This window comes from Citrobacter cronae, from assembly GCF_016893685.1.
GTDB classification, from domain to species: domain Bacteria; phylum Pseudomonadota; class Gammaproteobacteria; order Enterobacterales; family Enterobacteriaceae; genus Citrobacter; species Citrobacter werkmanii.
Window position 1 is genome coordinate 294,376 of record NZ_CP069763.1, and the last position, 25,050, is coordinate 319,425.

General features: G+C 53.2%; 25 protein-coding genes and 1 tRNA gene. 9 read left to right on the top strand and 17 right to left on the bottom strand.

The genetic code is table 11. The features are described from left to right. Position 1 precedes the first annotated feature (1 nt). The 3 genes from JSN25_RS01305 to JSN25_RS01315 all read right to left on the bottom strand — a co-directional run bounded on the left by JSN25_RS01305 (position 2) and on the right by JSN25_RS01315 (position 1,841). Positions 2 to 75 (bottom strand) — tRNA-Gly (locus JSN25_RS01305). A gap of 79 nt (positions 76 to 154) precedes the next feature. Continuing rightward, entirely contained in the window at positions 155 to 889 is a 735-nt protein-coding gene (actS, locus tag JSN25_RS01310; RefSeq protein WP_038642856.1) for an amidase activator ActS, read from the bottom strand. An 88-nt stretch (positions 890 to 977) separates the two neighbouring features. Continuing rightward, positions 978 to 1,841, bottom strand: coding sequence for a LysR family transcriptional regulator (locus JSN25_RS01315; RefSeq protein WP_223229509.1), 864 nt, complete (start codon positions 1,839 to 1,841; stop codon positions 978 to 980). On the opposite strand from JSN25_RS01315, the gene JSN25_RS22310 reads away from it, so the two are divergent. From JSN25_RS22310 to idi, 5 genes are all read left to right on the top strand, one after another. Then, entirely contained in the window at positions 1,795 to 1,929 is a 135-nt protein-coding gene (locus JSN25_RS22310) for a hypothetical protein (protein ID WP_255366011.1), read from the top strand. The two genes, JSN25_RS01315 and JSN25_RS22310, sit on opposite strands and share 47 nt — an antisense overlap. A 161-nt stretch (positions 1,930 to 2,090) precedes the next feature. Further along, positions 2,091 to 3,584: a UbiD family decarboxylase gene (locus tag JSN25_RS01320; RefSeq protein ID WP_204525397.1), complete on the top strand. Its 1,494-nt coding sequence runs from the start codon at positions 2,091 to 2,093 to the stop codon at positions 3,582 to 3,584. An 11-nt stretch (positions 3,585 to 3,595) separates the two neighbouring features. Further along, entirely contained in the window at positions 3,596 to 4,174 is a 579-nt protein-coding gene (locus JSN25_RS01325) for a UbiX family flavin prenyltransferase (RefSeq protein WP_137351608.1), read from the top strand. Positions 4,175 to 4,188: 14 nt separating this feature from the next. After that, entirely contained in the window at positions 4,189 to 4,905 is a 717-nt protein-coding gene (locus tag JSN25_RS01330; RefSeq protein WP_038633463.1) for a DUF554 domain-containing protein, read from the top strand. Between the two features lie 53 nt (positions 4,906 to 4,958). After that, positions 4,959 to 5,507, top strand: a complete 549-nt coding sequence (gene idi / locus JSN25_RS01335) for an isopentenyl-diphosphate Delta-isomerase (protein WP_069324823.1) — start codon at positions 4,959 to 4,961, stop codon at positions 5,505 to 5,507. 85 nt (positions 5,508 to 5,592) lie between these two features. Here the strand turns inward: idi and lysS are convergent, their stop codons facing one another. The 5 genes from lysS to xerD all read right to left on the bottom strand — a co-directional run bounded on the left by lysS (position 5,593) and on the right by xerD (position 11,682). Next, positions 5,593 to 7,110, bottom strand: coding sequence for a lysine--tRNA ligase (gene lysS, locus JSN25_RS01340; RefSeq protein ID WP_006686909.1), 1,518 nt, complete (start codon positions 7,108 to 7,110; stop codon positions 5,593 to 5,595). Between the two features lie 9 nt (positions 7,111 to 7,119). Next, positions 7,120 to 8,218, bottom strand: a protein-coding gene (gene prfB / locus JSN25_RS01345) for a peptide chain release factor 2 (RefSeq protein WP_100194817.1) whose coding sequence is annotated in 2 segments (ribosomal slippage) — positions 7,120 to 8,142 and positions 8,144 to 8,218 — 1,098 coding nt in all. Because the reading frame shifts where the segments join, the coding sequence is not laid out codon by codon here. Between the two features lie 91 nt (positions 8,219 to 8,309). Further along, positions 8,310 to 10,043, bottom strand: a complete 1,734-nt coding sequence (recJ, locus tag JSN25_RS01350) for a single-stranded-DNA-specific exonuclease RecJ (RefSeq protein ID WP_069324822.1) — start codon at positions 10,041 to 10,043, stop codon at positions 8,310 to 8,312. A gap of 5 nt (positions 10,044 to 10,048) precedes the next feature. After that, positions 10,049 to 10,762 carry a bifunctional protein-disulfide isomerase/oxidoreductase DsbC gene (dsbC, locus tag JSN25_RS01355; RefSeq protein ID WP_061382414.1) on the bottom strand — a complete coding sequence of 238 codons (714 nt, stop codon included), beginning with the start codon at positions 10,760 to 10,762 and terminating at the stop codon, positions 10,049 to 10,051. Positions 10,763 to 10,785: 23 nt separating this feature from the next. After that, the gene (gene xerD / locus JSN25_RS01360; RefSeq protein ID WP_204525398.1) at positions 10,786 to 11,682 is read right to left on the bottom strand and encodes a site-specific tyrosine recombinase XerD; all 897 of its coding nucleotides are present in this window, start codon (positions 11,680 to 11,682) and stop codon (positions 10,786 to 10,788) included. A 113-nt stretch (positions 11,683 to 11,795) separates the two neighbouring features. Between xerD and fldB the strand changes: the two genes are divergently transcribed. Then, positions 11,796 to 12,317 (top strand): flavodoxin FldB, encoded by a 522-nt coding sequence (fldB, locus tag JSN25_RS01365; protein WP_038633478.1) that lies wholly within the window; start codon positions 11,796 to 11,798, stop codon positions 12,315 to 12,317. Positions 12,318 to 12,417: 100 nt separating this feature from the next. On the opposite strand, the gene JSN25_RS01370 is transcribed toward fldB, so the two are convergent. After that, positions 12,418 to 12,825 (bottom strand): protein YgfX, encoded by a 408-nt coding sequence (locus JSN25_RS01370; protein WP_038633481.1) that lies wholly within the window; start codon positions 12,823 to 12,825, stop codon positions 12,418 to 12,420. Then, positions 12,806 to 13,072 carry an FAD assembly factor SdhE gene (gene sdhE, locus JSN25_RS01375; protein WP_204525399.1) on the bottom strand — a complete coding sequence of 89 codons (267 nt, stop codon included), beginning with the start codon at positions 13,070 to 13,072 and terminating at the stop codon, positions 12,806 to 12,808. Before sdhE ends, JSN25_RS01370 begins: the two co-directional genes overlap by 20 nt. Before the next feature lie 256 nt (positions 13,073 to 13,328). On the opposite strand from sdhE, the gene ygfZ reads away from it, so the two are divergent. Then, complete coding sequence (gene ygfZ, locus JSN25_RS01380) at positions 13,329 to 14,309, top strand: tRNA-modifying protein YgfZ (RefSeq protein ID WP_069324821.1); 981 nt, start codon at positions 13,329 to 13,331, stop codon at positions 14,307 to 14,309. A gap of 94 nt (positions 14,310 to 14,403) precedes the next feature. Here ygfZ and trhA read toward each other — a convergent pair whose 3' ends face one another. After that, the gene (gene trhA / locus JSN25_RS01385) at positions 14,404 to 15,063 is read right to left on the bottom strand and encodes a PAQR family membrane homeostasis protein TrhA (RefSeq protein ID WP_038633489.1); all 660 of its coding nucleotides are present in this window, start codon (positions 15,061 to 15,063) and stop codon (positions 14,404 to 14,406) included. A 163-nt stretch (positions 15,064 to 15,226) separates the two neighbouring features. Then, positions 15,227 to 15,538, bottom strand: coding sequence for a N(4)-acetylcytidine aminohydrolase (yqfB, locus tag JSN25_RS01390; RefSeq protein WP_085048763.1), 312 nt, complete (start codon positions 15,536 to 15,538; stop codon positions 15,227 to 15,229). A 52-nt stretch (positions 15,539 to 15,590) separates the two neighbouring features. Between yqfB and JSN25_RS01395 the strand changes: the two genes are divergently transcribed. Then, positions 15,591 to 16,319, top strand: a complete 729-nt coding sequence (locus JSN25_RS01395) for a MurR/RpiR family transcriptional regulator (protein ID WP_061382417.1) — start codon at positions 15,591 to 15,593, stop codon at positions 16,317 to 16,319. Positions 16,320 to 16,439: 120 nt separating this feature from the next. After that, the gene (gene bglA, locus JSN25_RS01400) at positions 16,440 to 17,873 is read left to right on the top strand and encodes a 6-phospho-beta-glucosidase BglA (protein WP_038633498.1); all 1,434 of its coding nucleotides are present in this window, start codon (positions 16,440 to 16,442) and stop codon (positions 17,871 to 17,873) included. A gap of 93 nt (positions 17,874 to 17,966) precedes the next feature. On the opposite strand, the gene JSN25_RS01405 is transcribed toward bglA, so the two are convergent. The 5 genes from JSN25_RS01405 to ubiI all read right to left on the bottom strand — a co-directional run bounded on the left by JSN25_RS01405 (position 17,967) and on the right by ubiI (position 24,988). Further along, complete coding sequence (locus tag JSN25_RS01405; RefSeq protein WP_204525400.1) at positions 17,967 to 18,710, bottom strand: SDR family oxidoreductase; 744 nt, start codon at positions 18,708 to 18,710, stop codon at positions 17,967 to 17,969. A gap of 78 nt (positions 18,711 to 18,788) precedes the next feature. Beyond that, on the bottom strand, positions 18,789 to 21,662 hold the full coding sequence (gene gcvP / locus JSN25_RS01410) for an aminomethyl-transferring glycine dehydrogenase (RefSeq protein WP_150345406.1): 2,874 nt from the start codon (positions 21,660 to 21,662) through the stop codon (positions 18,789 to 18,791). A 162-nt stretch (positions 21,663 to 21,824) separates the two neighbouring features. Then, the gene (gene gcvH, locus JSN25_RS01415) at positions 21,825 to 22,214 is read right to left on the bottom strand and encodes a glycine cleavage system protein GcvH (RefSeq protein WP_006686886.1); all 390 of its coding nucleotides are present in this window, start codon (positions 22,212 to 22,214) and stop codon (positions 21,825 to 21,827) included. A gap of 24 nt (positions 22,215 to 22,238) precedes the next feature. After that, positions 22,239 to 23,333, bottom strand: coding sequence for a glycine cleavage system aminomethyltransferase GcvT (gene gcvT / locus JSN25_RS01420; RefSeq protein ID WP_110496904.1), 1,095 nt, complete (start codon positions 23,331 to 23,333; stop codon positions 22,239 to 22,241). A gap of 452 nt (positions 23,334 to 23,785) precedes the next feature. Then, positions 23,786 to 24,988 (bottom strand): FAD-dependent 2-octaprenylphenol hydroxylase, encoded by a 1,203-nt coding sequence (gene ubiI, locus JSN25_RS01425; protein WP_204525401.1) that lies wholly within the window; start codon positions 24,986 to 24,988, stop codon positions 23,786 to 23,788. Positions 24,989 to 25,050 lie beyond the last annotated feature (62 nt).

The window sequence follows — 25,050 nt, forward strand, 5'->3', positions numbered from 1 at the left end:
CTGGAGCGGGCGAAGGGAATCGAACCCTCGTATAGAGCTTGGGAAGCTCTCGTTCTACCATTGAACTACGCCCGCATTGAAGTGCGTAAGGGATTATAAACCTTACGCTCTTCTTGGCAAGGGACGAACCGACTGACTGGCGATTAATTCACCGTCAGCATTTTGGCTTACTGCCCTGCGGCGGTAAATAACGCAGCGGATCGATAGCCGTTGCGCGATAACGGATCTGGAAATGCAGACGCACCGTCGTCGCATCCGTGCTGCCCATCGTGGCGATCTTCTGCCCGGCTTTCACGTTTTGACCGTTGTTCACCAGCATGGTGTCATTATGCGCATAGGCAGTGATGTAATCCTCACTGTGCTTAATCATGATGAGGTTGCCATAGCCCCGCAGTTGATTGCCGACATAGACCACTTTCCCGGCTCCGGCCGCATAAATCGGCGTACCGCGTGCAGCAGAAATATCAATGCCCTTATTACCGCCGTCCGCCGTGGAATAAGGCAGGATCACCTTACCGCTGGCGGGCCACTGCCAGCAGCGTTGTCCTACCGGCGGCCAGGACGACTGAGGTACAGAAGAAGACGGTCTGACGGCAGCCGTTTTGGTAGAAGATTTGCTCGAGGATTTCGCGGTTGCTTTACGCGCTGTTGTACTGGTTTTCGCATCACCGTTAAGCTTCAGCTTTTGCCCCACCTCAATGGTATAAGGGGGGGAAATGTTGTTCAGACGGGCGAGATCCCGAACGCTGGTGCCAGTAGAGCGTGAAATGGCGTACAGCGTATCACCGCGCTTCACAGTATACGTGGAACCGGAATCAGATGAACTGGAACACCCTGCCAGGATCAGGCTGCTCACCAACATTATCGTGATATAAAAACGTTTATTCATCAGCCATTCTGCACTCAACACAACGTTTACCTCGAAATCAGAGGTCATTATCATACCAGCCAGCCGGACGATCCCCAATCGCTACGCTTCAATCGGTAGGGTTAAACGGATATCCCTGTGCGATAATATCCATTAACGCGGGTAGATAAGGCATAGAGGGTAATTTCACCAGCGCAGGATAAAATATTTGTGGCGAAGGAAAAACGTCTACCACGTAACATTGGCTAAGTTTATCAGCATCGACTTCCGAAGACGGTAATAACGTCGCAGCCTCAAGGCCGGACTCCAGCCAGTCGAGAATGACCCCCGGTTGCGTAATATGCATGATCACTTTTGCGCTTACTCCGGATTTACGAAACAGATCCATCAGCATCTCGTAAGTCCCTGAATCCTTTGCCCGATGCAGCAGCACCAACGGCATCTCCGCCAGCGCAGTGTAGTTATAGGGATTTGCAGGAGGGCCCGGCAGGCATTTTTTATTAATTACCGCCACCAGCTTAATCGGATCAAACGACACATAATCAAAGCCTTCACTGCGATAGGGACGCTGTATTAAAGCAATATCGATTCCCCCTTCCGTTAATAATGTCTCAAGATGGCTGGAGTCGGTAACAGAAATATTGATCGCCGTATCCGGATTACGTCGGTAAACTTCCATCAACAGTGCTTTAAAATAGTTCTGGTAGAGATGAGTTAAACCTATTCTTAATTCGGCTCTGTTTTTTTGTGCAATATCTGTCGTTTCCCTGGCGGTATCCTCCACCTGACGTAATATTTCACATCCTTTGCGATAGAGAAAAAAACCGGCCTCCGTGGGTTCAATACGATTTCCACGGCGAACAAAGAGCGAGACCTGAAGTTCTTCTTCCAGCTCCTGAATCCGCTTGCTGAGGGGGGGTTGCGCCATGTTCAACGATTTCGCCGCCTGGCTGACCGACCCTTGTTCCACCACCCGACAAAAATACCGTAAGCGCTTTAAATCCATCATCATCACCCGTGGTTTAACGTATCGCCAGTATCACACTTACCCAAAAAAATAAAAAGCCAGCCCGCTACATCTCATGTTAATTAATCATTATTTAACAGGTCATTAAAATAAACTTTTTTGATCTACTAACTATCCGGTAAACGGTATTTGTGTAAAAGCGCCACGGAAAATATTGTGCAGACAACGAAACATCTTTTCCGAAGGAACCATCCCATGGCAAATACTGATAACAAATCTCCCTCAACGGTGCATGATTTACGCTCTGCGCTCCAACTACTGAAAACACTTCCCGGTGAATACGTTGAAACCGATACCGAAGTCGACCCGCACGCGGAACTCTCTGGGGTGTATCGTTATGTGGGCGCGGGCGGAACCTGCCAGCGCCCGACCCGCAAGAACGGGCCGGTGATGGTATTTAATAAAATCAAAGGATTTCACGATATCAGCGTGGCAATTGGCCTCAACGGTTCGCGCCAGCGCGTCAGCCATTTTCTGCAGTGCGAACCAGCAAAACTAGGGCATCTGCTGAAAGATTCTGTGGAAAACGCCATAGCGCCAGTCATGACTCAGGGCGCGGCGGAATGTCAGGAAGTGGTGCATCTGGCGAGCGATGCCGATTTCGATCTGCGTAAACTATTACCCGCTCCGACCAATACAGAAGAAGACGCTGGTCCCTATATTACCATGGGCCTGTGCTACGCCTCAGACCCGGAAACTCACGAATCCGATATCACCATTCACCGCTTGTGTGTACAGAGCCGCGACGAACTGTCCATGTGGCTGACCCCTGGTCGCCATATTGATGCTTTCCGCATGAAAGCAGAAGCCGCAGGTCAGCCGCTACCGATTTCAATCAGCATCGGCGTGGATCCGGCGATTGAAATTGCCGCCTGTTTTGAGCCGCCAACCACCCCACTGGGCTTCAACGAATTGAGCATTGCGGGCGCGCTGCGCGGCAAAGCCGTTGAGATGGTGCAGTGTAAAACCATCAACGAAAAAGCTATCGCTCATGCGGAGATCGTCATTGAAGGCGAACTGCTGCCAAACGCACGCGTACGCGAAGATCAGAACACCCATACCGGGCGCGCAATGCCTGAGTTTCCGGGTTATACCGGCGAAGCGAAAGAGGCTATTCCGGTGATCAAAGTGAAAGCCGTTACTCACCGCATTAACCCCATCTGGCGCACCACCGTCGGACCTGGCGAAGAACATGTCAATTTGGCCGGTATTCCGACTGAAGCCAGCATTCTGGATATGGTAGAACGCGCCATGCCGGGCAAACTACTCAATGTTTTCGCCCACTCGGCGGGCGGTGGCAAACTTCTGGCGATTCTGCAGTTTAAAAAATCTTCTCCGACAGATGAAGGCCGGCAGCGCCAGGCTGCTCTACTGGCTTTCTCTGCATTCCCAGAACTCAAGCACGTCATCCTGGTGGATGAGGATGTAGATATTTTCGATAGCGACGACGTTCTCTGGGCCATGCAAACCCGCTACCAAGGGGATGTTGACACCATTACGATCCCTGGCGTTCGTTGCCACCCGCTCGATCCGTCACAGGTGCCGGAATACAGCCCGAGCATCCTGCAACAGGGAATGTCCTGCAAAACCATTTTCGACTGTACGGTGCCATTCCACCTGAAGCACAACTTCCAGCGTTCCAAATTTAAAGATGTGGACGTGAAGCGCTTCCTGCCGGATTTCGAGTAAAGGAGACCACCATGACAGCACGCATCATCATTGGGATCAGTGGGGCCTCCGGGTTTCAGTACGGCGTTAAGGCGCTGGAGTTGCTTCGCCAACACCCCGTTGAAGTCCATCTGGTGGTCTCAAAAGGAGCAGAAAAAACCTGCGAACTGGAGACAGATTACCGCCTGGACGATGTGACAGCGATGGCTGACGTGGTACATCCCATCGCGGATCTGGGGGCGGCTATCTCCAGCGGTTCATTTAAAACACTGGGGATGCTGATCGCACCATGTTCCATGCGCTCTTTGGGCGCAATCGCCCACTGCCTGACGGACAACCTGCTGACCCGGGCGGCGGACGTGGTGCTGAAAGAGCGTCGTCGTCTGGTGCTGCTGGCCAGAGAAACGCCGCTGAACCTCGGCCATATTCGCAATATGGCCTCAGTAACTGAAATGGGCGGGATCATCTTTCCGCCGGTTCCGGCGCTGTATCAGCGTCCGCAAACGGCGGACGACATCATCACCCATAGCGTTAATCGTGCGCTCGATCTGTTCGACCTTGAAGTCAACAATATCCCCCGCTGGGGTGAAGGCGAGCTAAATTTTACTTAACAGGACATTTCTCAATGTTAATCGGCCCATATGTAAATGGTTCCGCCGTCATTCTTGGCGGGCTAGTTGGCGCAATGGCGGGCGGCAAGCTCCCTGAACGTGTGAAAACGGCGCTGCCGATGACTTTCGGGCTTTGCTCCGTTGGTCTGGGTATCACGCTGGTACTGAAAGTGAAATATATGCCAGCAGTGGTGCTGGCAATGGTGATCGGCGCCATTCTCGGTGAATTGCTGCATCTGGAAAAAGGAATTGGTAAAGCCGCTGGCTCCACGCGCGGTTTAATCAACAAAGTTCTGCCGCCAGTTAATGGCCTGGGTCACGAAGAGTTCACAGAGAAATTTGTCGCCATCCTGGTACTGTTTTGCGCCAGTGGCACCGGGATTTTCGGGGCGATGACCGAAGGGATGAGCGGCGACCCATCAATTCTGTACATCAAAACGATCCTCGATCTGTTTACCGCAGGGATTTTTGCCACACTTCTCGGCTACGCGGTTATGACCATCGCCATCCCACAAATCATTATTCAGGTAGCGCTGGCGATGCTGGCAGTGATTATCCTGCCGATGATCACTCCTGACATGATGGCGGATTTCTCTTGTGCTGGCGGACTGCTGATGGTGGCCACCGGTTTGCGTATCTGTAACATTAAACTTTTCCCGGTCGCCAACATGTTGCCAGGGCTTGTTTTGGTAATGCCTTTGTCCCATTTATGGGCTACCCTAGTGGCCTGAGTGCATGACCCGGCGGGTTTGTGTCGGGTCATTTTTTATTTTCAGGAGTTGTCATGGCCGGGGAACATGTCATTTTGCTGGACGAGCAAAATAAACCGTCAGGCATGCTGGAAAAGTATGCCGCCCATACCTTCAACACCCCTTTGCATCTCGCGTTTTCCTGCTGGATATTTAACGACCAGGGACAACTGCTGGTGACGCGCCGTTCACTGCACAAAAAAGCCTGGCCTGGCGTCTGGACAAACTCTGTCTGTGGCCATCCGCAGTCGGGGGAGACAACCGAAGATGCCGTTATCCGCCGCGCCCGTTTTGAACTGAGCGCAGACATTACCGCGCTCGCCTCTGTATATGCGGATTTCCGTTATTGCGCTACGGATCCCAATGGAATTATGGAGAACGAAGTTTGTCCGGTCTATGCCGCGCAGCTTATCAGCCAACTACAGCCAAATGCGGATGAAGTGATGGATTACCAGTGGAGCAATCTTGAGGATGTGTTAAGCGGGATTGATGCAACGCCGTGGGCGTTTAGCCCGTGGATGGTGATGCAGGCTTCAAACGATAAGGCGCGAGAATTACTGCGCAAGTTTGCCAACGGGAATTAATTGCCTGATGGCGCTATGCTTACCTGGCCTACATAGCGAATTGTAGGCCAGGTAAGGCATCAGCCGCCATCGGGCATGTCACATCTTACTTAACCGGGCGCATCGCCGGGAACAGGATCACGTCGCGGATGGTGTGGCTGTTGGTGAACAGCATAACCATACGGTCGATACCAATACCCAGACCCGCAGTCGGCGGCAGACCGTGTTCCAGAGCGGTAACGTAGTCTTCGTCGTAGAACATCGCCTCGTCATCACCCGCATCTTTGGCGTTAACCTGATCCTGGAAACGCTGCGCCTGATCTTCTGCATCGTTCAGCTCGCTGAAACCGTTACCGATCTCACGTCCGCCGATGAAGAATTCAAAGCGATCGGTGATTTCCGGGTTTACGTCATTACGACGCGCCAGCGGAGAAACTTCGGCCGGGTACTCGGTAATGAAGGTCGGTTGAATCAGGTGCGCTTCCGCGACTTCTTCGAAGATCTCAGTCACGATACGGCCCAGACCCCAGCTCTTCTCAACTTTGATGCCGATAGATTCAGCGATCGCTTTAGCAGAGTCGAAGTTATCCAGATCGGCCATGTTGGTTTCCGGGCGGTATTTCTGAATCGCTTCGCGCATGGTCAGTTTTTCGAACGGCTTACCGAAGTCGAAGACTTCTTCGCCGTAAGGCACTTCGGTGGTTCCCAGTACGTTCTGCGCCAGCGTGCGGAACAGTGATTCGGTCAGTTCGATCAGATCTTTGTAGTCCGCATACGCCATGTAGAGTTCCATCATGGTGAACTCTGGGTTATGACGAACAGAGATGCCTTCGTTACGGAAGTTACGGTTAATTTCGAATACGCGTTCGAAGCCGCCAACCACCAGACGCTTGAGGTACAGTTCCGGCGCGATACGCAGGTACATATCCAGATCCAGCGCGTTATGATGGGTGATGAACGGACGCGCCGCCGCGCCGCCAGGGATCACCTGCATCATCGGGGTTTCTACTTCCATAAAGCCGCGACCCACCATGAACTGGCGGATGCCAGCCATAATCTGTGAACGCACTTTAAAGGTATTGCGGGATTCATCGTTAGAGATGAGATCCAGATAGCGCTGACGATAACGCGCTTCCTGGTCCTGCAGCCCGTGGAATTTATCCGGCAGCGGGCGCAGCGCTTTCGTCAGCAGACGCAGCTCGGTGCAATGAATGGACAGCTCACCGGTCTTGGTCTTGAACAACTTACCTTTCGCGCCGAGGATATCGCCCAGATCCCATTTTTTGAACTGCTCGTTGTAAACGCCTTCCGGCAGATCGTCACGAGCAACGTACAGCTGAATACGGCCGCCAACATCTTGCAGCGTAACGAATGAGGCTTTACCCATAATACGGCGGGTCATCATACGACCAGCAACGGATACCTCAATGTTCAGCGCTTCCAGCTCTTCGTTTTCTTTCGCGTCGAAGTCAGCATGCAGTTGGTCTGAGGTGTGATCGCGACGGAAATCGTTCGGGAACGGGATCCCCTGCTCACGCAGGCTCGCCAGCTTCTCACGGCGCGTTTTCAGTTCATTGTTAAGGTCGGCTACCGCGTCAGCGCCCTGTACGTGTTGTTCAGACATGTTGGTTCCTCATAACCCTGCTTTCAAACTTGCTTCGATAAATTGATCCAGGCTGCCATCCAGCACCGCCTGCGTGTTACGGGTTTCAACCCCGGTACGCAGATCTTTAATGCGGGAGTCATCAAGGACATAAGAACGAATCTGGCTACCCCAGCCGATATCTGACTTATTGTCTTCCATCGCCTGTTTCTCGGCATTCTTCTTCTGCATTTCCAGTTCATAAAGCTTCGCTTTCATCTGCTTCATGGCCTGGTCTTTGTTCTTGTGCTGGGAACGGTCGTTCTGACACTGCGTCACAATCCCGGTCGGAATGTGGGTGATACGCACCGCCGATTCTGTACGGTTAACGTGCTGACCGCCCGCGCCAGAGGCGCGATAAACGTCAATGCGCAGATCCGCCGGGTTGATGTCGATATCGATATCATCGTCAACTTCCGGATAGACAAACGCCGAGCTGAACGACGTATGGCGGCGACCGCCGGAGTCGAACGGGCTCTTACGTACCAGACGGTGTACGCCGGTTTCAGTCCGCAGCCAACCGTACGCATATTCGCCAGCAATTCTGATGGTCACGGATTTAATACCCGCCACTTCGCCTTCAGATTCTTCAATAATTTCAGTCTTAAAGCCGCGAGCTTCGGCCCAACGCAGATACATACGCATCAGCATGCTCGCCCAGTCCTGCGCTTCCGTACCGCCGGAGCCAGCCTGAATATCGAGATAGCAATCTGCGCTGTCATATTCGCCGGAGAACATACGACGGAATTCCAGCTGCGCCAGCTTATCTTCCAGGGTATCGAGTTCTGCTACGGCTTCGTTAAAGGTTTCTTCGTCGTCGGCTTCTACAGCCAACTCCAACAGGCCGGAGACATCTTCCAGGCCCTGGCTCATTTGGTCGAGTGTATCTACGATGGCCTCAAGGGAGGAACGCTCTTTACCCAGCGCCTGCGCGCGTTCGGGTTCGTTCCATACGTCCGGCTGTTCCAGCTCGGCGTTTACTTCTTCCAGACGCTCTTTCTTGGCATCATAGTCAAAGATACCCCCTAAGAACGTCAGAGCGCTCCGTGAGGTCCTGAATGCGGTTATTTACCGGATTAATTTCAAACATTGTCTGATTTCTTTTATTGGACTAGTCAAAATGCGGTTATAAGAGCGGGATTGTAACTAATCCACGCCCTTTTTTATAGCGATTAGTGACGCTAAAGTGGCCAGATATTATCGATTATTAGCTGCAAACTACGGTTGCCGCGAAACTCATTAATATCCAGTTTGTAGGCCAACTGAACATCGCGCACGCCGTTGTCCGGCCAGCAACTGGTATCAACGTTGAACGCAATTCCGTCCAGCAGAGGTCCGCCGCCAACCGGCTCCACCATCACCTTCAGATGACGCTCACCCACCAAACGCTGCTGAAGCAGACGGAAATGTCCATCAAACAGCGGTTCCGGGAACATTTGCCCCCACGGCCCAGCATCACGCAGCATTTGCGCGACCTCCATGGTCATCTCCGCGGCGCTTAGCGGGCCATCTGACACCACTTCGCCCTGCAGCAAGGCGGGATCCAGCCACTCGGTTACCAGTTCGCCGAAACGCTGCTGGAAACGCTCAAACTGCGCCTCTTCCAGCGACAAGCCCGCCGCCATGGCGTGACCGCCAAACTTGAGGATCATGCCAGGATGAAGGGTGTCCAGGCGCTCCAGCGCATCACGCATGTGCAGCCCCTGAATCGAACGCCCGGAGCCTTTGAGCGTACCGTCGCCGGCAGGAGCAAACGCAATCACCGGACGATGAAAACGCTCTTTAATGCGCGATGCCAGAATGCCGACTACTCCCTGATGCCACTCAGGATGGTACATCGCAAGGCCGCCCGGTAGCGTCTCGCTACTGCGCTCCAGTTTTTCACACAGGGTCAGCGCTTCCGCCTGCATGCCCTGCTCAATTTCTTTGCGTGTCTGATTGAGCGCGTCCAGTTCATTGGCCAGCATGCGTGCTTCGCCAATGTTGTCGCACAGCAACAGCGCCACGCCGACGGACATATCATCCAGACGGCCAGCGGCATTCAGCCGTGGCCCCAGCGCAAAACCTAAATCGCTGGCAGCCAGCTTAAGTGGGTCGCGGTTGGAAATCTCCAGCAGCGCCTTAATGCCGGGACGGCACTTTCCGGCACGAATACGGCTTAATCCTTGCCACGTCAGAATGCGGTTATTAGCATCCAGCGGGACCACGTCGGCCACCGTGCCGAGCGCGACCAGATCGAGCAAGTCCGCCAGGTTCGGCGGCGCAATGCCTCGTTCATCAAACCAGCCTTTGTCACGCAGGAAGGTGCGCAGCGCCAGCATCAGATAGAAGGCCACGCCAACCCCTGCCAATGATTTAGACGGGAATTCACAGTCGTGCAGATTGGGGTTGATGATTGCCTCTGCATTAGGCAGCGTATCCCCTGGCAGGTGGTGATCGGTCACCACCACCGGGATTCCCAGCGCTCTGGCATGTTCCACACCGGCGTGAGACGAGATGCCATTGTCTACGGTGACAATCAGCTGAGCGCCACGCGCATGCGCCTGCTCCACCACTTCCGGGCTTAAGCCATAGCCGTCTTCAAAACGATTAGGCACCAGGTAGTCAACGTTACCGCAACCTAACGCACGCATCGCCAGAATGCTGAGCGCCGTACTGGTCGCGCCATCGGCGTCAAAATCGCCGACCACAATAATGCGGGTTCCCGCGCGAAAGGCGTTATAGAGGATCTCAACTGCTTTTTCGACGCCGTTCAAATGCTGCCACGGCAGCATTCCTTTTACGCTACGTTCAAGTTCCTGGGCGCTGCGCACGCCGCGGCTGGCGTATAAACGACGCAGCAATGGCGGCAGGTCATCAGGTAGCTCGGTTGTCTCGTCGGCTTCACGCCGACGAAGTTGTATCTTTTGTTTCACGCGAATTATTTACCGCTGGTTTGTTTTGCATGTGCGTCGAGGAATTCTTTCATCTCTTTCGGGCCCTGATAGCCAGGCACGACATAGCCGTTGCTCAGCACAATCGCCGGCGTGCCGCTAACGCCAAACTGCACGCCCAGCGCGTAGTGGTTCGCGATATCCACATCGCAGGTTGCTGGTTTCACGTCCTTGCCTGCCATCGCGTCATCAAAGGCTTTGTTTTTATCCTTCGCGCACCAGATCGACTTCATGTCCTGCTCGGCCTGGCTTTCCAGACCCTGACGCGGGAAGGCCAGATAACGAACGGTGATCCCCAACGCATTATAGTCTTTCATCTCTTCATGCAGCTTGTGGCAGTAACCACAGGTGATGTCGGTGAAAACGGTAATGACGTGTTTTTCCTGCGGCGCTTTGTAGACGATCATCTCTTTTTCCAGCGCGTTCAAATGCTTCATCAGCAACTGGTTAGTAACATTCACCGGGCTTGCGCCGCTCACGTCATACATCGGTCCCTGAATAATATGTTTACCGTCTTCAGTCACGTACAGCACGCCGCTATTGGTCAGTACGGTTTTCATACCCGCCACCGGAGCAGACTGAATCTCGGTGCTCTGTACCCCCAGCTTTGCCAATGACTGGCGAATCGCCGCATCGTCTGCATGTACCATGCCGGAAAACGCCGTTGCCAGCAGGGTGAACATCATAAAACGTTTTTTCATAACCTATCCTTTCCTGTCAGCACTCACGCTCGCGGGTGATGCTGTTGATGTAGTTGACGCAAGCGCTCCGTTGCGACATGAGTATAAATTTGTGTTGTCGAGAGGTCGCTATGCCCCAGTAGCATCTGCACCACGCGCAGGTCAGCGCCATGATTGAGCAAATGCGTGGCAAAAGCATGCCGCAGGACGTGCGGTGACAGCTTCTCGCTGTCGATTCCCGCCAACACAGCATAGTGTTTAATACGATGCCAGAAGGTCTGACGGGTCATCTGTTGCGCCCGCTGGCTGGGAAACAGCACATCAATCGATACGCCATTGAGCAACCATGGACGCCCATGTTCCAGATACGTTTCCAGCCAGTAAACCGCCTCTTCACCCAACGGCACCAGGCGTTCTTTGTTGCCTTTACCGATCACCCGAACCACACCCTGACGCAGGCTGACGTCACTCATCGTCAGTCCCACCAGCTCAGATACGCGCAGGCCCGTTGCATACAATACTTCCAGCATGGCTTTGTCGCGTAGCTCCAACGGTTGCTCAATCAGCGGCGCCTGCAACAGTCGCTCCACCTGTGCCTCACTGAGATCTTTGGGCAGGCGCTGCGGAAGCTTCGGTGATGCAAGCGAGGCGCTGGGATCGTCTTCGCGAAATTTTTCGCGGTACAGATGCTGAAAAAAGCGCCGCGTGGTACTGAGCAAGCGAGCGGAACTGGTGGCTTTATATCCCCCATCCATCCGCTCGGCCAGTAATGCCTGCAGATCATCACTTTGCACCGTCGCCAGCGAGACGCCACGGTGATGTAACCATTCGACAAGCATGGTCAGATCGCGACGATACGCACTTAACGTGTTTTCCGCCAGATTTCGTTCCAGCCACAGGGCATCAAGAAACTGCTCGATGCGCGCCAGATCCTGTTCCACTCGCGCCCCTTATTCCACTCTCATTTTTGATGCATTATGCCTCATTGTGCCGGGATTGCGGCGATTCTGTTACACTACCCGCAACGCTACAGCAGAATTGAGATGTTTACGTCATGAACATGGGTCTTTTTTACGGTTCCAGTACCTGCTACACCGAAATGGCAGCAGAAAAAATCCGCGATATCCTGGGTCCCGAACTGGTGACACTGCACAACCTCAAAGATGATTCCCCGACCTTAATGGAGCAGTATGATGTGCTCATTTTGGGCATCCCGACCTGGGATTTTGGTGAAATTCAGGAGGATTGGGAAGCGGTCTGGGAGCAACTGGACGACCTCAACCTGGAAGGCAAAATTGTCGCGCTTTACGGGATGGGCGATCAGCTAGGATATGGCGAATGGTTCCTGGATGCGCTGGGGATGCTGCACGATAAACTGGTCACCAAAGGCGTCAAGTTTGTCGGTTACTGGCCAACCGAAGGCTATGAATTTACCAGCGATAAACCCGTCATTGCTGATGGACAGCTGTTTGTTGGTTTGGCGCTGGATGAAACGAACCAGTACGATCTCAGCGATGAACGCATCCAGAACTGGTGCGAGCAAATTCTTGGGGAAATGGCCGAACACTGGTCCTGATAAGCGTGTTGCCGGATGACGCCGTGAACGCCTTATCCGGTTTACCTCACGCATCAAACCTAAGGCCCTAAAGCGGCACGCCATCAGATATTTGTTGGCATTACCCCTGCTTGGCCTGTTGCAGCATTAACCGCCGTAAATCTCGCCACTCAGCCTCATCCATACTGTCTGCCGCCAGCCACAAATGCTGACGTTTCCCGGTATCTGAACGCAAACGCAGCATCATGCCTGTTTTGACCATCCAGGGCGCGCTAACGATAGTCCACTCCTGCCCTTGCCAGCGCAGACGGCCGTCCATCAACAGCCTAATCTCGCCCTGACAGGCATTAATTCTACGTTGGCTGCGTACGCTATCGAACACCACCAGAGAGAGCAGAACCATCCATAATGGGGTGTAGCTCAAAGGCCAGGGCATCAATAAAATAAATACCGCGACCAGCCCATGAACGAGCAACGAAAGCCACTGCGCGCGCCACGAAACGCGTAAATCAGATTGCCACTGGACCACGTTCCCGATTCCGTGTCTGGATAAGTCGCACCATCTGCTCCAACTGAGCATCAGCTGGTTTCCCATGATTCATCAACCAGTTAAATAAATCTGGATCGTCACATTCTAGCAGACGGATAAAGATACGTTTTTCTTCGTTACTTAAGCTGTCATATTCATGTTCGAAAAACGGCATGATAGAGATGTCCAGCTCGCGCATACCGCGGCGGCATGCCCAATGAATACGTGCTTTATTATTAATATCCATGTTCTTCTTCCTGTCTCGCGAAAACGAAGTATCCGGCTATTGTAACGTGTTTTTCACGCGCTTTTGCGGGATTATCAGCTAATGGAAGCACATTCGCTAAATAAAACCGCATTAAGTCAAAGGATTCATCATTTTTGGATGTCTCCTCGCAAAGCTAACTATATGGCACAAATAGCCTGTTTAAACCGCTTGCAATGGGCCATAGCTCTTTTACCATTAGTCATTATCACTGCGTTAAGCAAATCAGGACATTATTATGGCTTTTACATCTTTTCCTCCTCGCCAGCCTTTTGCGTCAACGCGTTTACCTCTGACGCTAATGACGCTCGATGACTGGGCGCTCGCCACCATTACCGGTGTCGACAGTGAGAAGTATATTCAGGGTCAGGTCACGGCTGATGTCAGCCAGATGACCGAGCATCAGCACGTGCTGGCAGCCCATTGTGATGCCAAAGGTAAAATGTGGAGCAATCTGCGCCTGTTCCGTAACAGTGACGGTTTTGCATGGCTTGAACGCCGCAGCTTGCGCGATGCGCAGCTTACAGAACTGAAAAAATATGCGGTCTTCTCGAAGGTAGTGATTGCGCCGGACGACGAGCGTGTTCTGTTGGGCGTAGCGGGATTTCAGGCACGAGCGGCGCTGGCCAATCTCTTTAGCGAATTACCGAACAGCGAAAAACAGGTTATTACCGAAGATACTTCCACAATACTGTGGTTCGAACACCCTGCCGAGCGTTTCCTGCTGATTGTTGATGTTGCAACGGCGGAAAGCCTGGTTGAGAAACTGCGCGGCGAAGCGGAGTTAAATAACAGTCAACAGTGGCTGGCGCTGGATATCGAAGCGGGTATTCCGGTCATTGATACTGCCAACAGCGGACAGTTTATTCCCCAGGCGACCAATATGCAGGCTCTGGGCGGGATCAGCTTCAAAAAAGGCTGCTATACCGGCCAGGAAATGGTGGCGCGCGCCAAATTCCGCGGCGCCAACAAACGCGCCATGTGGACTCTGGCAGGTACGGCCAGCCGGGTGCCGGAAGCTGGCGAAGATCTGGAACTGAAAATGGGTGAAAACTGGCGTCGTACTGGTACCGTACTCGCCGCAGTACAGCTCGCTGATGGCCAGATACTGGTGCAGGTCGTGATGAATAACGACATGGAAGCCGACAGCGTGTTCCGCGTTCGCGATGACGCAAAAACGCTGCATATTGTGCCGCTGCCGTATTCGCTGGAAGAGTAAAAGCTTAACGCCGGATGGCGGCTAACGCCTTATCCGGCCTACAGGCACATTTTGTAGGCCGGATAAGGCGTTAGCCGCCATCCGAAATCAAGGGTTACGCCTGTCCAACATACAAATAAATCGCCAGGAAGTGGCAAACGCTGCCGCCCAGTACAAAGCCGTGCCAGATCGCGTGGTTATATGGAATGCGCTTACAGACATAGAAAATAACGCCCAGCGAATACACCACACCACCAACGGCCAGCAAGGTCACGCCTCCCGCCGCCAGTTTAACCGCCAATTGATACACCACAATCAGCGATAGCCAGCCCATTGTCAGGTAAGTCACCAGCGACAGAACCTTAAAGCGGTGCGCAATGGTCAGTTTGAATAAAATACCGAGCAGCGCCAGGCTCCAGATAACAATCATCAGTCCACGTGCCAGCGGCGAATCAAGCCCCACCAGCAGAAATGGCGTATAGGTCCCGGCAATCAGCAGATAAATCGCGCAGTGGTCGAATTTTTTCAGCCAGACTTTCGCTCGCTGATGGGGGATCGCGTGATACAAAGTTGAGGCGAGAAACAGCAGGATCATGCTGCCGCCGTACAGGCTATAACTGGTAATCGCCATAGCGCTGGCGTTGGTATCCACTGCCTGAACCAGTAACAACACCAGCCCGACAATCCCAAACACCAGCCCGATACCGTGACTGATGCTGTTGGCTATTTCCTCTGCCAGCGAATATCCCTGCGCGATTAATGGTTTCTGAACCATAGCTTACTCCCGAGAAACGAACACTTTCGTTATTGCCCCTCTAGCGTAACTGAGAATGGTTCCAGTGAACACCTGTTAGCTGTAATATTTATCTTAAAATAAATAGTTCATAAAAATCATATAATTAATTTTAATCTTTCAGCTAACAAGTGCACGCATTAAATCAAACACATTTAAAATCAATCACATAAAATTGCGTTTGATCCGGGTAAATTTCGGCAATCACACGTTTCAGTTCTTCAAGCGACATGTTTTCCTGCTGAGCATGTTTTTCAGTCAGCGTATCCAGCGTGACGGTTGAGGTGCCAACAACTTCAATCGTGCAGAAGTATCCCTCATCTTCAAAGCGTCCAACCCGTAGAATGTCACCGGTTTTGAAGTGTGATTCGGACTCGTCACGAATAGTGATGGTTTTGCGTCCGGCCAGTATGTCATCCTGGAAACGCTGAAAAAAAGTGATGTCATTTGGCTGCATGTTATTATTCCCTGTAGATGAAGTCTGATGAGTGAGTTTTGCTATTGTGAGTATGTTCTCCCACGCTGCCATCGCCAGTCTCAACAATCTTGAGATGCTGGTCTACAACTATGTCATCAAAAATCGTGACAAAGTCATGTACATGACCATTCGCGAACTGGCCGATGCCGTGGGCGTTTCCACTACCACCGTACTGCGCTTTTGCCGCAAGCTTAAGTGTGAAGGTTACTCAGAATTTCGCGTACGCTTCAAATTATATTTAGAGCAGAATGAACCGCAACAGGCTAATTTCGGCGCCAGCGAAATTATCAGCTTTTTTAAAAGCGTCAATAACGACGAATTCGATAAACTGCTCGATCAGGCTGTTGATATTATATTATCTTCCGAACGTATTATATTTGTTGGCGCAGGAACGTCAGGAGCGCTTGCGAAATACGGCGCGCGTTTTTTCTCCAACGTTGGAAAATTCAGTAATCATATTGACGACCCTTATTTTCCGGTAACCAATGATATGGCCAGAAACGCGCTGGCAATCGTGCTTTCCGTCTCCGGCGAAACAGAGGAGATCCTGCGTTTTGCCAGCCAGTTCAGCCTGCACAACTGTAAAGTGCTGTCTGTAACCAGTCATGAACACTCACGTCTGGCGAAACTCGCCGACTTTAATCTCTCCTGGCACGTTCCACAAACACGCATTGCCGGGGTATACGATATAACCACGCAAATCCCCGTTATTTATATTCTGGAATCGCTTGGCCGCAAACTGGCGAAAAGAATAGCGTAAAAAAACAATCTGTTTTTTTGATGTAACAAATCACATTAATGCTATTTTGTTATATCGTGACATTTAGGTTTCCTTTGTTAGACTCAAAATCAGATTGTATTAATTTGAGACTGAGCGCAGATGAAAAAACTTACCTTAGCAAAAGATTTTTTATGGGGCGGCGCGGTTGCGGCGCACCAGGTCGAAGGTGGCTGGAACAAAGGTGGCAAAGGCCCCAGCATTTGCGACGTACTGACCGGTGGGGCACACGGCGTTCCACGAGAAATCACTCAGGAAGTCGTGCCCGGTAAATACTACCCCAACCACGAAGCCGTCGATTTTTACGGTCATTACAAAGAAGACATTAAGCTGTTTGCCGAAATGGGCTTCAAATGTTTCCGTACCTCCATCGCATGGACCCGTATCTTCCCCAATGGGGACGAAACCCAGCCGAACGAAGAAGGTCTGAAGTTCTATGACGACATGTTCGATGAATTACTGAAATACAACATCGAACCGGTCATCACCCTTTCCCACTTCGAAATGCCGCTACATTTGGTTCAACAGTATGGGAGTTGGACCAATCGCAAAGTTGTTGATTTCTTTGTTCGATTTGCCGAAGTCGTCTTTGAGCGTTACAAACACAAAGTCAAATACTGGATGACCTTCAACGAGATCAATAACCAACGTAACTGGCGCGCACCGTTGTTTGGCTATTGCTGCTCCGGTGTGGTGTATACCGAGCATGAAAACCCGGAAGAGACCATGTACCAGGTGCTGCATCACCAGTTCGTGGCCAGCGCGCTCGCAGTGAAAGCCGCACGCCGCATCAACCCGGAAATGAAAGTGGGCTGCATGCTGGCTATGGTGCCGCTCTATCCATTCTCCTGTAAGCCCGAAGATGTCATGTTCGCCCAGGAGTCAATGCGTGAACGCTACGTCTTTACTGACGTCCAGCTGCGCGGCTACTACCCAAGCTATGTGTTGAACGAGTGGGAACGTCGCGAATTTAACATCAGGATGGAAGACGGCGACGAGCAAATCCTGCGTGAAGGCACCTGCGACTATCTCGGATTTAGCTACTACATGACCAACGCGGTGAAAGCGGAAGGCGGTAGCGGTGATGCCATTTCCGGTTTTGAGGGTAGCGTGCCGAACCCGCACGTCAAAGCGTCCGACTGGGGCTGGCAGATTGACCCGGTTGGCCTGCGCTATGCTTTATGTGAGCTGTACGAGCGCTATCAGAAGCCGCTGTTTATCGTTGAAAATGGGTTTGGCGCCTACGATAAAGTGGAAACAGATGGCAGCATCAATGATGACTACCGCATCGATTATCTGCGCGCCCACATCGAAGAGATGATGAAGGCGGTCACCTATGATGGCGTAGATCTGATGGGCTACACGCCGTGGGGCTGCATTGACTGCGTTTCGTTCACCACCGGTCAGTACAGCAAGCGCTACGGCTTCATCTATGTGAATAAGCACGATGACGGCACTGGGGATATGTCGCGTTCACGCAAGAAGAGTTTTGAGTGGTATAAAGCGGTGATCGCCAGCAACGGCGAGAATCTGTGATTTTTCGCCGGATGGCRGCGTAAACGCCTTATCCAGCCTACAGGTATGATCCCGTAGGCTGGATAAGCGCAGCGCTATCCGGCCATTAAATCCCTACTTCCCGCCGGCCAGCTCCAGAAAACTGCCCGTGACGTAAGATGCCTTCTCGCTCAGTAGCCAGCAAATCGCCTGCGCGACTTCTTCCGGCTGCCCACCACGCTGCATAGGCAACATGGATTTCACGCGATCAACCCTTCCCGGCTCTCCACCCGACGCATGCATTTCAGTGTAGATCAGGCCTGGACGTACGGAGTTTACGCGGATCCCCTGCGCCGCCACCTCCAGTGCCAGGCCGGTGGTGAGCGTGTCCACCGCACCTTTTGAAGCGGCATAATCTACATATTCGAATGGCGCACCGAGCCGTGATGCCGCCGAAGAGACATTCACAATCGCCCCACCCTGACCGCCGCGCTTAAACGACATGCGCTTTACCGCTTCCCGACAGCACAGAAAATAGCCGGTAACATTGGTCGCCAGTACGCGGTTAATTCGCTCTGCAGTTAAGTTTTCCACCGTGGTCTGTTCAAATAAAATCCCGGCATTATTGACCAGCGCAGTCAGCGGTTCCCCTTCACGGTCGATCGATTCAAACATCGCCAGCACCTGACTTTCATCACTGATATCCGCACGCAGCGCAAATGCCTTACCACCTGCCGCGACGATGTGGTTCACCACCTCGGTTGCCGCACGAATATTGTGATGAAAATTAACGGCGACCGTGTAACCCTCCAGTGCCAGTTGCAGCGCGGTTGCTCGCCCAATACCGCGACTGCCGCCAGTAACAAGTGCGATTCCCATAGAGACCTCCAGATATGAAAAAGCCGGGAGGCGGCTTCGCCTTACCCGGCCTGGAAATTGTTTAACTACGCGGAAAAGTTACTGATATTCGCTCATCGGCACGCAGGAGCAGAACAGGTTACGGTCGCCGTAAACGTCATCAAGACGCTTCACGGTAGGCCAGTATTTGTTCGCCACGCCTGCCGGGAAGACTGCGATTTCGCGGCTATAACCGTGGTTCCACTCGCTCACCAGCTCATTCTGGGTGTGCGGCGAGTTTACCAACGGGTTATCTTCCAGCGACCACTCACCGGCTTTCACGCGCTCGATCTCAGCGCGGATTGCCAGCATCGCGTTAATAAAGCGATCCAGTTCCACTTTGCTTTCAGATTCGGTCGGTTCCACCATCAGCGTACCTGCTACCGGGAACGACATGGTTGGCGCATGGAAACCATAGTCGATCAGACGTTTGGCAATATCCAGTTCGCTGATGCCGGTCTCTTCTTTCAGTGGGCGAATGTCGAGAATACATTCATGCGCTACACGGCCATCGCGACCGGTATACAGCACCGGATAGGCATCTTTCAGACGGCTGGCAATGTAGTTAGCGTTAAGAATAGCGACCTGGCTTGCCTGCTTCAGACCTTCTGCGCCCATCATACGGATGTACATCCAGCTGATTGGCAGAATGGATGCGCTACCGAACGGTGCGGCAGACACCGCGCCCTGACGGGTAAGCATCCCTTCAATCTGTACCACGCTGTGGCCAGGCACAAACGGTGCCAGATGCGATTTAACGCCGATCGGTCCCATGCCCGGGCCGCCGCCGCCGTGCGGAATGCAGAAGGTTTTATGCAGGTTGAGGTGCGAAACGTCCGCGCCGATAAAGCCCGGCGTGGTGATTCCAACCTGGGCGTTCATGTTCGCGCCGTCGAGGTACACCTGGCCGCCGAACTGGTGCACAACTTCACACACTTCGCGGATCGTTTCTTCATATACGCCGTGGGTGGACGGATAGGTCACCATGATGCAAGAAAGGTTCGCAGCATGTTGTTCTGCTTTTGCCCGCAGATCGTCGAGGTCGATGTTGCCGTTCTTATCACAGGCGACTACCACCACCTGCATCCCCGCCATTTGTGCGGAAGCCGGGTTAGTACCGTGAGCAGAGGCCGGGATCAGGCAGATATCGCGATGGCCTTCGTTACGGCTTTCGTGATAATGACGAATCGCCAGCAGGCCAGCGTATTCGCCTTGTGCGCCGGAGTTCGGCTGCATGCAGACTGCGTCATAGCCGGTCAGTTTTACCAGCCACTCGGAAAGCTGACCGATCATCTGGTGATACCCTTCCGCCTGCTCTGGCGGGCAGAACGGATGCAGTTCAGCGAATTCCGGCCAGGTGATAGGAATCATCTCGGCGGCGGCGTTCAGCTTCATGGTGCAGGAACCCAGCGGGATCATCGCCTGATTCAACGCCAGATCTTTACGCTCCAGCGAGTGCATGTAGCGCATCATCTCGGTTTCGCTGTGGTAGCGGTTAAACACCGGGTGGCTGAGGATCGCGTCGTCACGCAGCATGCTGCTCTGAATGGAACGGCTGTCGAGCGCCACGTCTTTATCCAGTGTGTCGATGCTCAGGCCGTGGCTGTCGCCCAGCAGAACATTGAACAACTGCACCACGTTTTCACGGGTGGTGGTTTCGTCGAGCGTAATACCTACCGCGTTATGAATATCGCTGCGCAGGTTGATCTCTGCCGCTTCCGCACGCGCCAGTACCGCAGCTTTATCGGCCACTTCAACACACAGCGTGTCGAAGTAGTGCGCATGACGCAGCTTTAAGCCTTTCTGTTGCAGACCAGCCGCCAGAATATCGGTCAGGCGGTGGATACGATTAGCGATGCGCTTCAGACCGACCGGACCATGATAAACGGCATACAGGCTGGCGATGTTAGCCAGCAGTACCTGTGAGGTACAAATGTTGGAGTTCGCTTTCTCACGACGGATATGCTGCTCGCGAGTCTGCATCGCCATGCGCAGTGCGGTATTGCCCGCCGCATCTTTTGATACGCCGATAATACGGCCTGGCATGGAGCGTTTGAATTCGTCTTTGGCGGCAAAGAATGCCGCGTGTGGGCCACCGTAACCCATCGGTACGCCGAAGCGTTGCGCAGAGCCGAAAACGATATCCGCGCCCTGTTTGCCCGGTGCGGTCAGCAGAACCAGCGCCATAAAATCGGCAGCGACGCTGACCACAACTTTACGAGATTTCAGCTCAGCAATCAGTTTGCTGTAGTCGTGCACTTCACCAGTGGTACCAACCTGCTGCAACAGCACGCCGAACACATCCTGGTGATCCAGTGCTTTCGCTGCGTCATCCACAATAACGTCAAAACCAAAGGTTTCGGCGCGAGTGCGAACCACATCCAACGTTTGCGGATGAACATCAGCCGCCACAAAGAAACGGTTGGCGTTTTTCAGTTTGCTGACGCGTTTGGCCATCGCCATGGCTTCGGCCGCCGCGGTGGCTTCATCCAGCAGAGAGGCGGAGGCCATGTCCAGCCCGGTCAGGTCCAGCGTGACCTGTTGGAAGTTCAGCAGCGCTTCCAGGCGTCCCTGAGAGACTTCCGGCTGATACGGCGTATACGCGGTGTACCAACCCGGATTTTCCAGCATGTTACGCAGGATAACCGGTGGCAACTGCACGGCGGTGTAGCCCATGCCGATGTAGGACGTGAAGCGCTTGTTACGCCCGGCGATGGCTTTTAATTCGGCCAGCGCAGCGTATTCTGTCGCCGCCTCGCCTACCTGCGGCGGGGTTGCGAGCTGAATGTCTTTCGGCACAATCTGGCCGATCAGCGCGTTTAACGACTCGGCGCCAACCGCATTCAGCATCTCTTGCTGCTGCGCGGCGTCCGGTCCGATGTGGCGTTCAATGAAAGCGCCGCTGTTTTCAAGCTGGCTTAACGTCTGTGTCATGGGCGATGGTTCCTGAAACGTGCAGTGAATCGTGATTGTCTCTAACTCAATTGCCCGGTGGCGCTGACGCTTACCGGGCCTACGCGTGCGAAAACGAATACGCAAAATAATTCGCGTTGCAGTGAGTAGGCCGGATAAGCATTAGCGCCATCCGGCACAACATTATTCGTCTTCTAACAATGCTTCGTACGCAGTGGCATCCAGCAGCGATTCGATTTCGCTTTCATCGCTGGCTTTGATTTTGAAGATCCAGCCACCGGCATACGGTTCGCTGTTAACCAGTTCCGGGGAGTCGCTGAGCGCGTCGTTAACCGCAACAATCTCACCGCTTACCGGCGCATAAATATCAGAAGCCGCTTTTACGGATTCCGCAACGGCGCAGTCATCGCCCGCGCTGACGGTGGCACCAACTTCTGGCAGGTCTACGAAAACCATGTCACCCAACAGCTCCTGAGCATGTTCGGTGATACCAACGGTGTAAGAGCCGTCAGCTTCTTTGCGCAGCCATTCGTGTTCTTTGCTGTATTTCAGTTCTGCAGGTACGTTGCTCATCAATCAATCTCCAAAAAGGATGAATCACGCGACGGCTTTGCCGTTACGCACAAAAACAGGTTTAGTGACTTTTACTGGCATTTCGCGGTTACGGATCTGCACGATCGCTGTCTCACCGATACCCGCAGGGACACGCGCCAGCGCGATGCTGTAGCCCAGGGTTGGGGAGAATGTTCCGCTGGTGATAATGCCTTCATGTTGGTTACCGGAAGTGTCAGTGAAACGGACTGGCAGTTCATTACGCAGCACGCCCTTCTCGGTCATCACCAGTCCGACCAGCTGTTCATGGCCTTTGTCGCGCTGCATTTCCAGTGCTTCACGACCAATAAAGTCGCGGTCGGCAGGTTCCCACGCAATGGTCCAACCCATGTTGGCTTCCAGCGGAGAAATCCCTTCGTCCATCTCCTGACCATACAGGTTCATACCCGCTTCCAGACGCAGCGTGTCACGCGCGCCCAGACCGCAAGGTTTGACGCCTGCTTGTACCAGCGCACGCCAGAAATCAGCCGCTTTTTCATTCGGCATGGCGATTTCATAGCCTGCTTCGCCGGTATAACCGGTGGTTGCGATAAACAAATCACCCGCCTGAACGCCAAAGAACGGCTTCATACCTTCCACCGCATGGCGCTGTTCGTCAGTAAACAACGTGGCTGCTTTTTCCTGCGCGTTTGGCCCCTGCACCGCAATCAGCGACAGGTCGTCACGAACGGTGATGTCGATGGCGTAGGGTTCAGCGTGTTGGGTAATCCAGGAGAGGTCTTTTTCGCGGGTGGCGGAGTTTACAACGAGGCGGAAGAAATCTTCAGTGAAGTAATAGACAATCAGGTCATCTATCACACCGCCCGATGCGTTAAGCATACCGGAGTAGAGGGCTTTACCCGTCTTCGTTAGCTTCGCAACGTCGTTTGCCAGCAGATAACGCAAGAACTCCCGGGTGCGGCTGCCGCGCAGGTCGACGATGGTCATATGCGACACATCAAACATACCGGCATCGGTGCGAACAGCATGGTGTTCATCGAGCTGAGAACCGTAATGCAGTGGCATCATCCAGCCATGGAAATCTACCATGCGCGCGCCACATAGCGTGTGTTGTTCGTACAAAGGAGTCTGTTGAGCCATCTTTTCCTCGTTGAATAAGCGGGGCTACCAACTCTTTCGCGGTGAAATTTTCGCCACGAAACCCAGCACCGCAGCCGCTCCAGGGGCTACGACGCAAACGTTCTCTTTGTCCTGAACTTACCACCGAAACAGACGCTAAACCATAAGGCAAAATTAGCCATCACATTAGCTTATGGCAAAAAATGGCCAGATCGACGACAGAATAAAAATCCACAAGTACGCAAATAAATCAGAACAACAAACAGCATAGAGAAGAAAAAATCAGCATCAAACCACATTAAATATGGAAAAAATGTCAAAAATGGCGTTATGAAAAAAACGTGATATTAAAAAAACTAATGCGAAAAAAGGTGTGGAATTAGATTATTTCAAATGAGAGAAGCATCCCGGCGCGAGGGCCGGGAGAGGAAAATGTGACGGGTCTCAAACTCTTAAGATTGTCCTTACGGACGCTAGCGTAGCCACTCGGGAAGATCGTTCAGCCCCATCGCCTGACGGATGAGCTGCGGTTTTACACCCGGAAGGGTATCGGCCAGTTTCAGACCAATATCACGCAGCAGTTTTTTCGCCGGATTCTCGCCGGCAAACAGTTCACGGAAGCCCTGCATACCGGCCAGCATCATTGCTGCGCTGTGCTTACGGCTGCGCTCATAACGACGCAAATAGAGATACTGGCCAATATCTTTGCCCTGACGTTGTAGCCGCTTAAGCTCATCGATAAGCTCTGCCGCATCCATAAAGCCGAGGTTAACCCCCTGGCCCGCCAACGGATGGATGGTATGCGCCGCATCCCCCACCAGCGCCAGACGATGGGCGGCGAACTGACGAGCATAGCGTCCCGTTAGCGGAAACGTCTGCCGTTCGCTTTCAACGTTGCACAGGCCCAGACGGTTATCAAAAGCGATATTCAGCGCCTGATTAAACTCATCAACGCTTGCCTGCTGCATGCGTTCGGCTTCCTGCGGAGAAAGTGACCAGACGATAGAGCACAGATGCGGGTCACTGAGCGGCAGGAATGCCAGGATACCCTCGCCGTGAAACGCCTGGCGCGCAACCGCGCCGTGAGCTTCCTGCGTACGGATCGTCGCCACCAGCGCATGATGACGGTAATCCCAGAAGGTGAGCGGAATGTCTGCTTTATTACGCAGCCAGGAGTTAGCGCCATCCGCGCCGATCACCAGGCGAGCCGTCAGCATTGTGCCCTCTTTCAGAGTCAGAAATGCCTCGTTCTCCCCCCAGGCTACCTGCTGTATTTCAGCGGGCGCCAGCAGCGTAATATCCGGCGAACGCTGCGCCTTTTGCCATAGCGCGTAATGGATCTCTGCGTTTTCGACGATGTGGCCCAAATGGCTGTAGCCCATGCTCTGGTCGTCAAACTCAATGCGCCCGAAGCTGTCTTTGTCCCAGACTTCCATACCGTGATAGCAGCACGCGCGACGGGCAGCGATATCTGACCAGACGCCCAAACGAGTAAGCAGTTTTACACTGGCGGCATTGATTGCCGACACGCGGAGCTGAGGAGGTGCATCCACCGCCAACGGCTGCGGAACATGTTGTTCTAACACCGCAACGCGTAACCCGCTGCCCTGCAAGCCGCAGGCAACCGCCAGTCCCACCATGCCGCCACCGACAATTGCTACATCAACACTTTGCACTGTTTACTCCTGGAAACCGGAACAATCAAAACCGTAGGCCGGATAAGGCGTTTRCGCCGCCA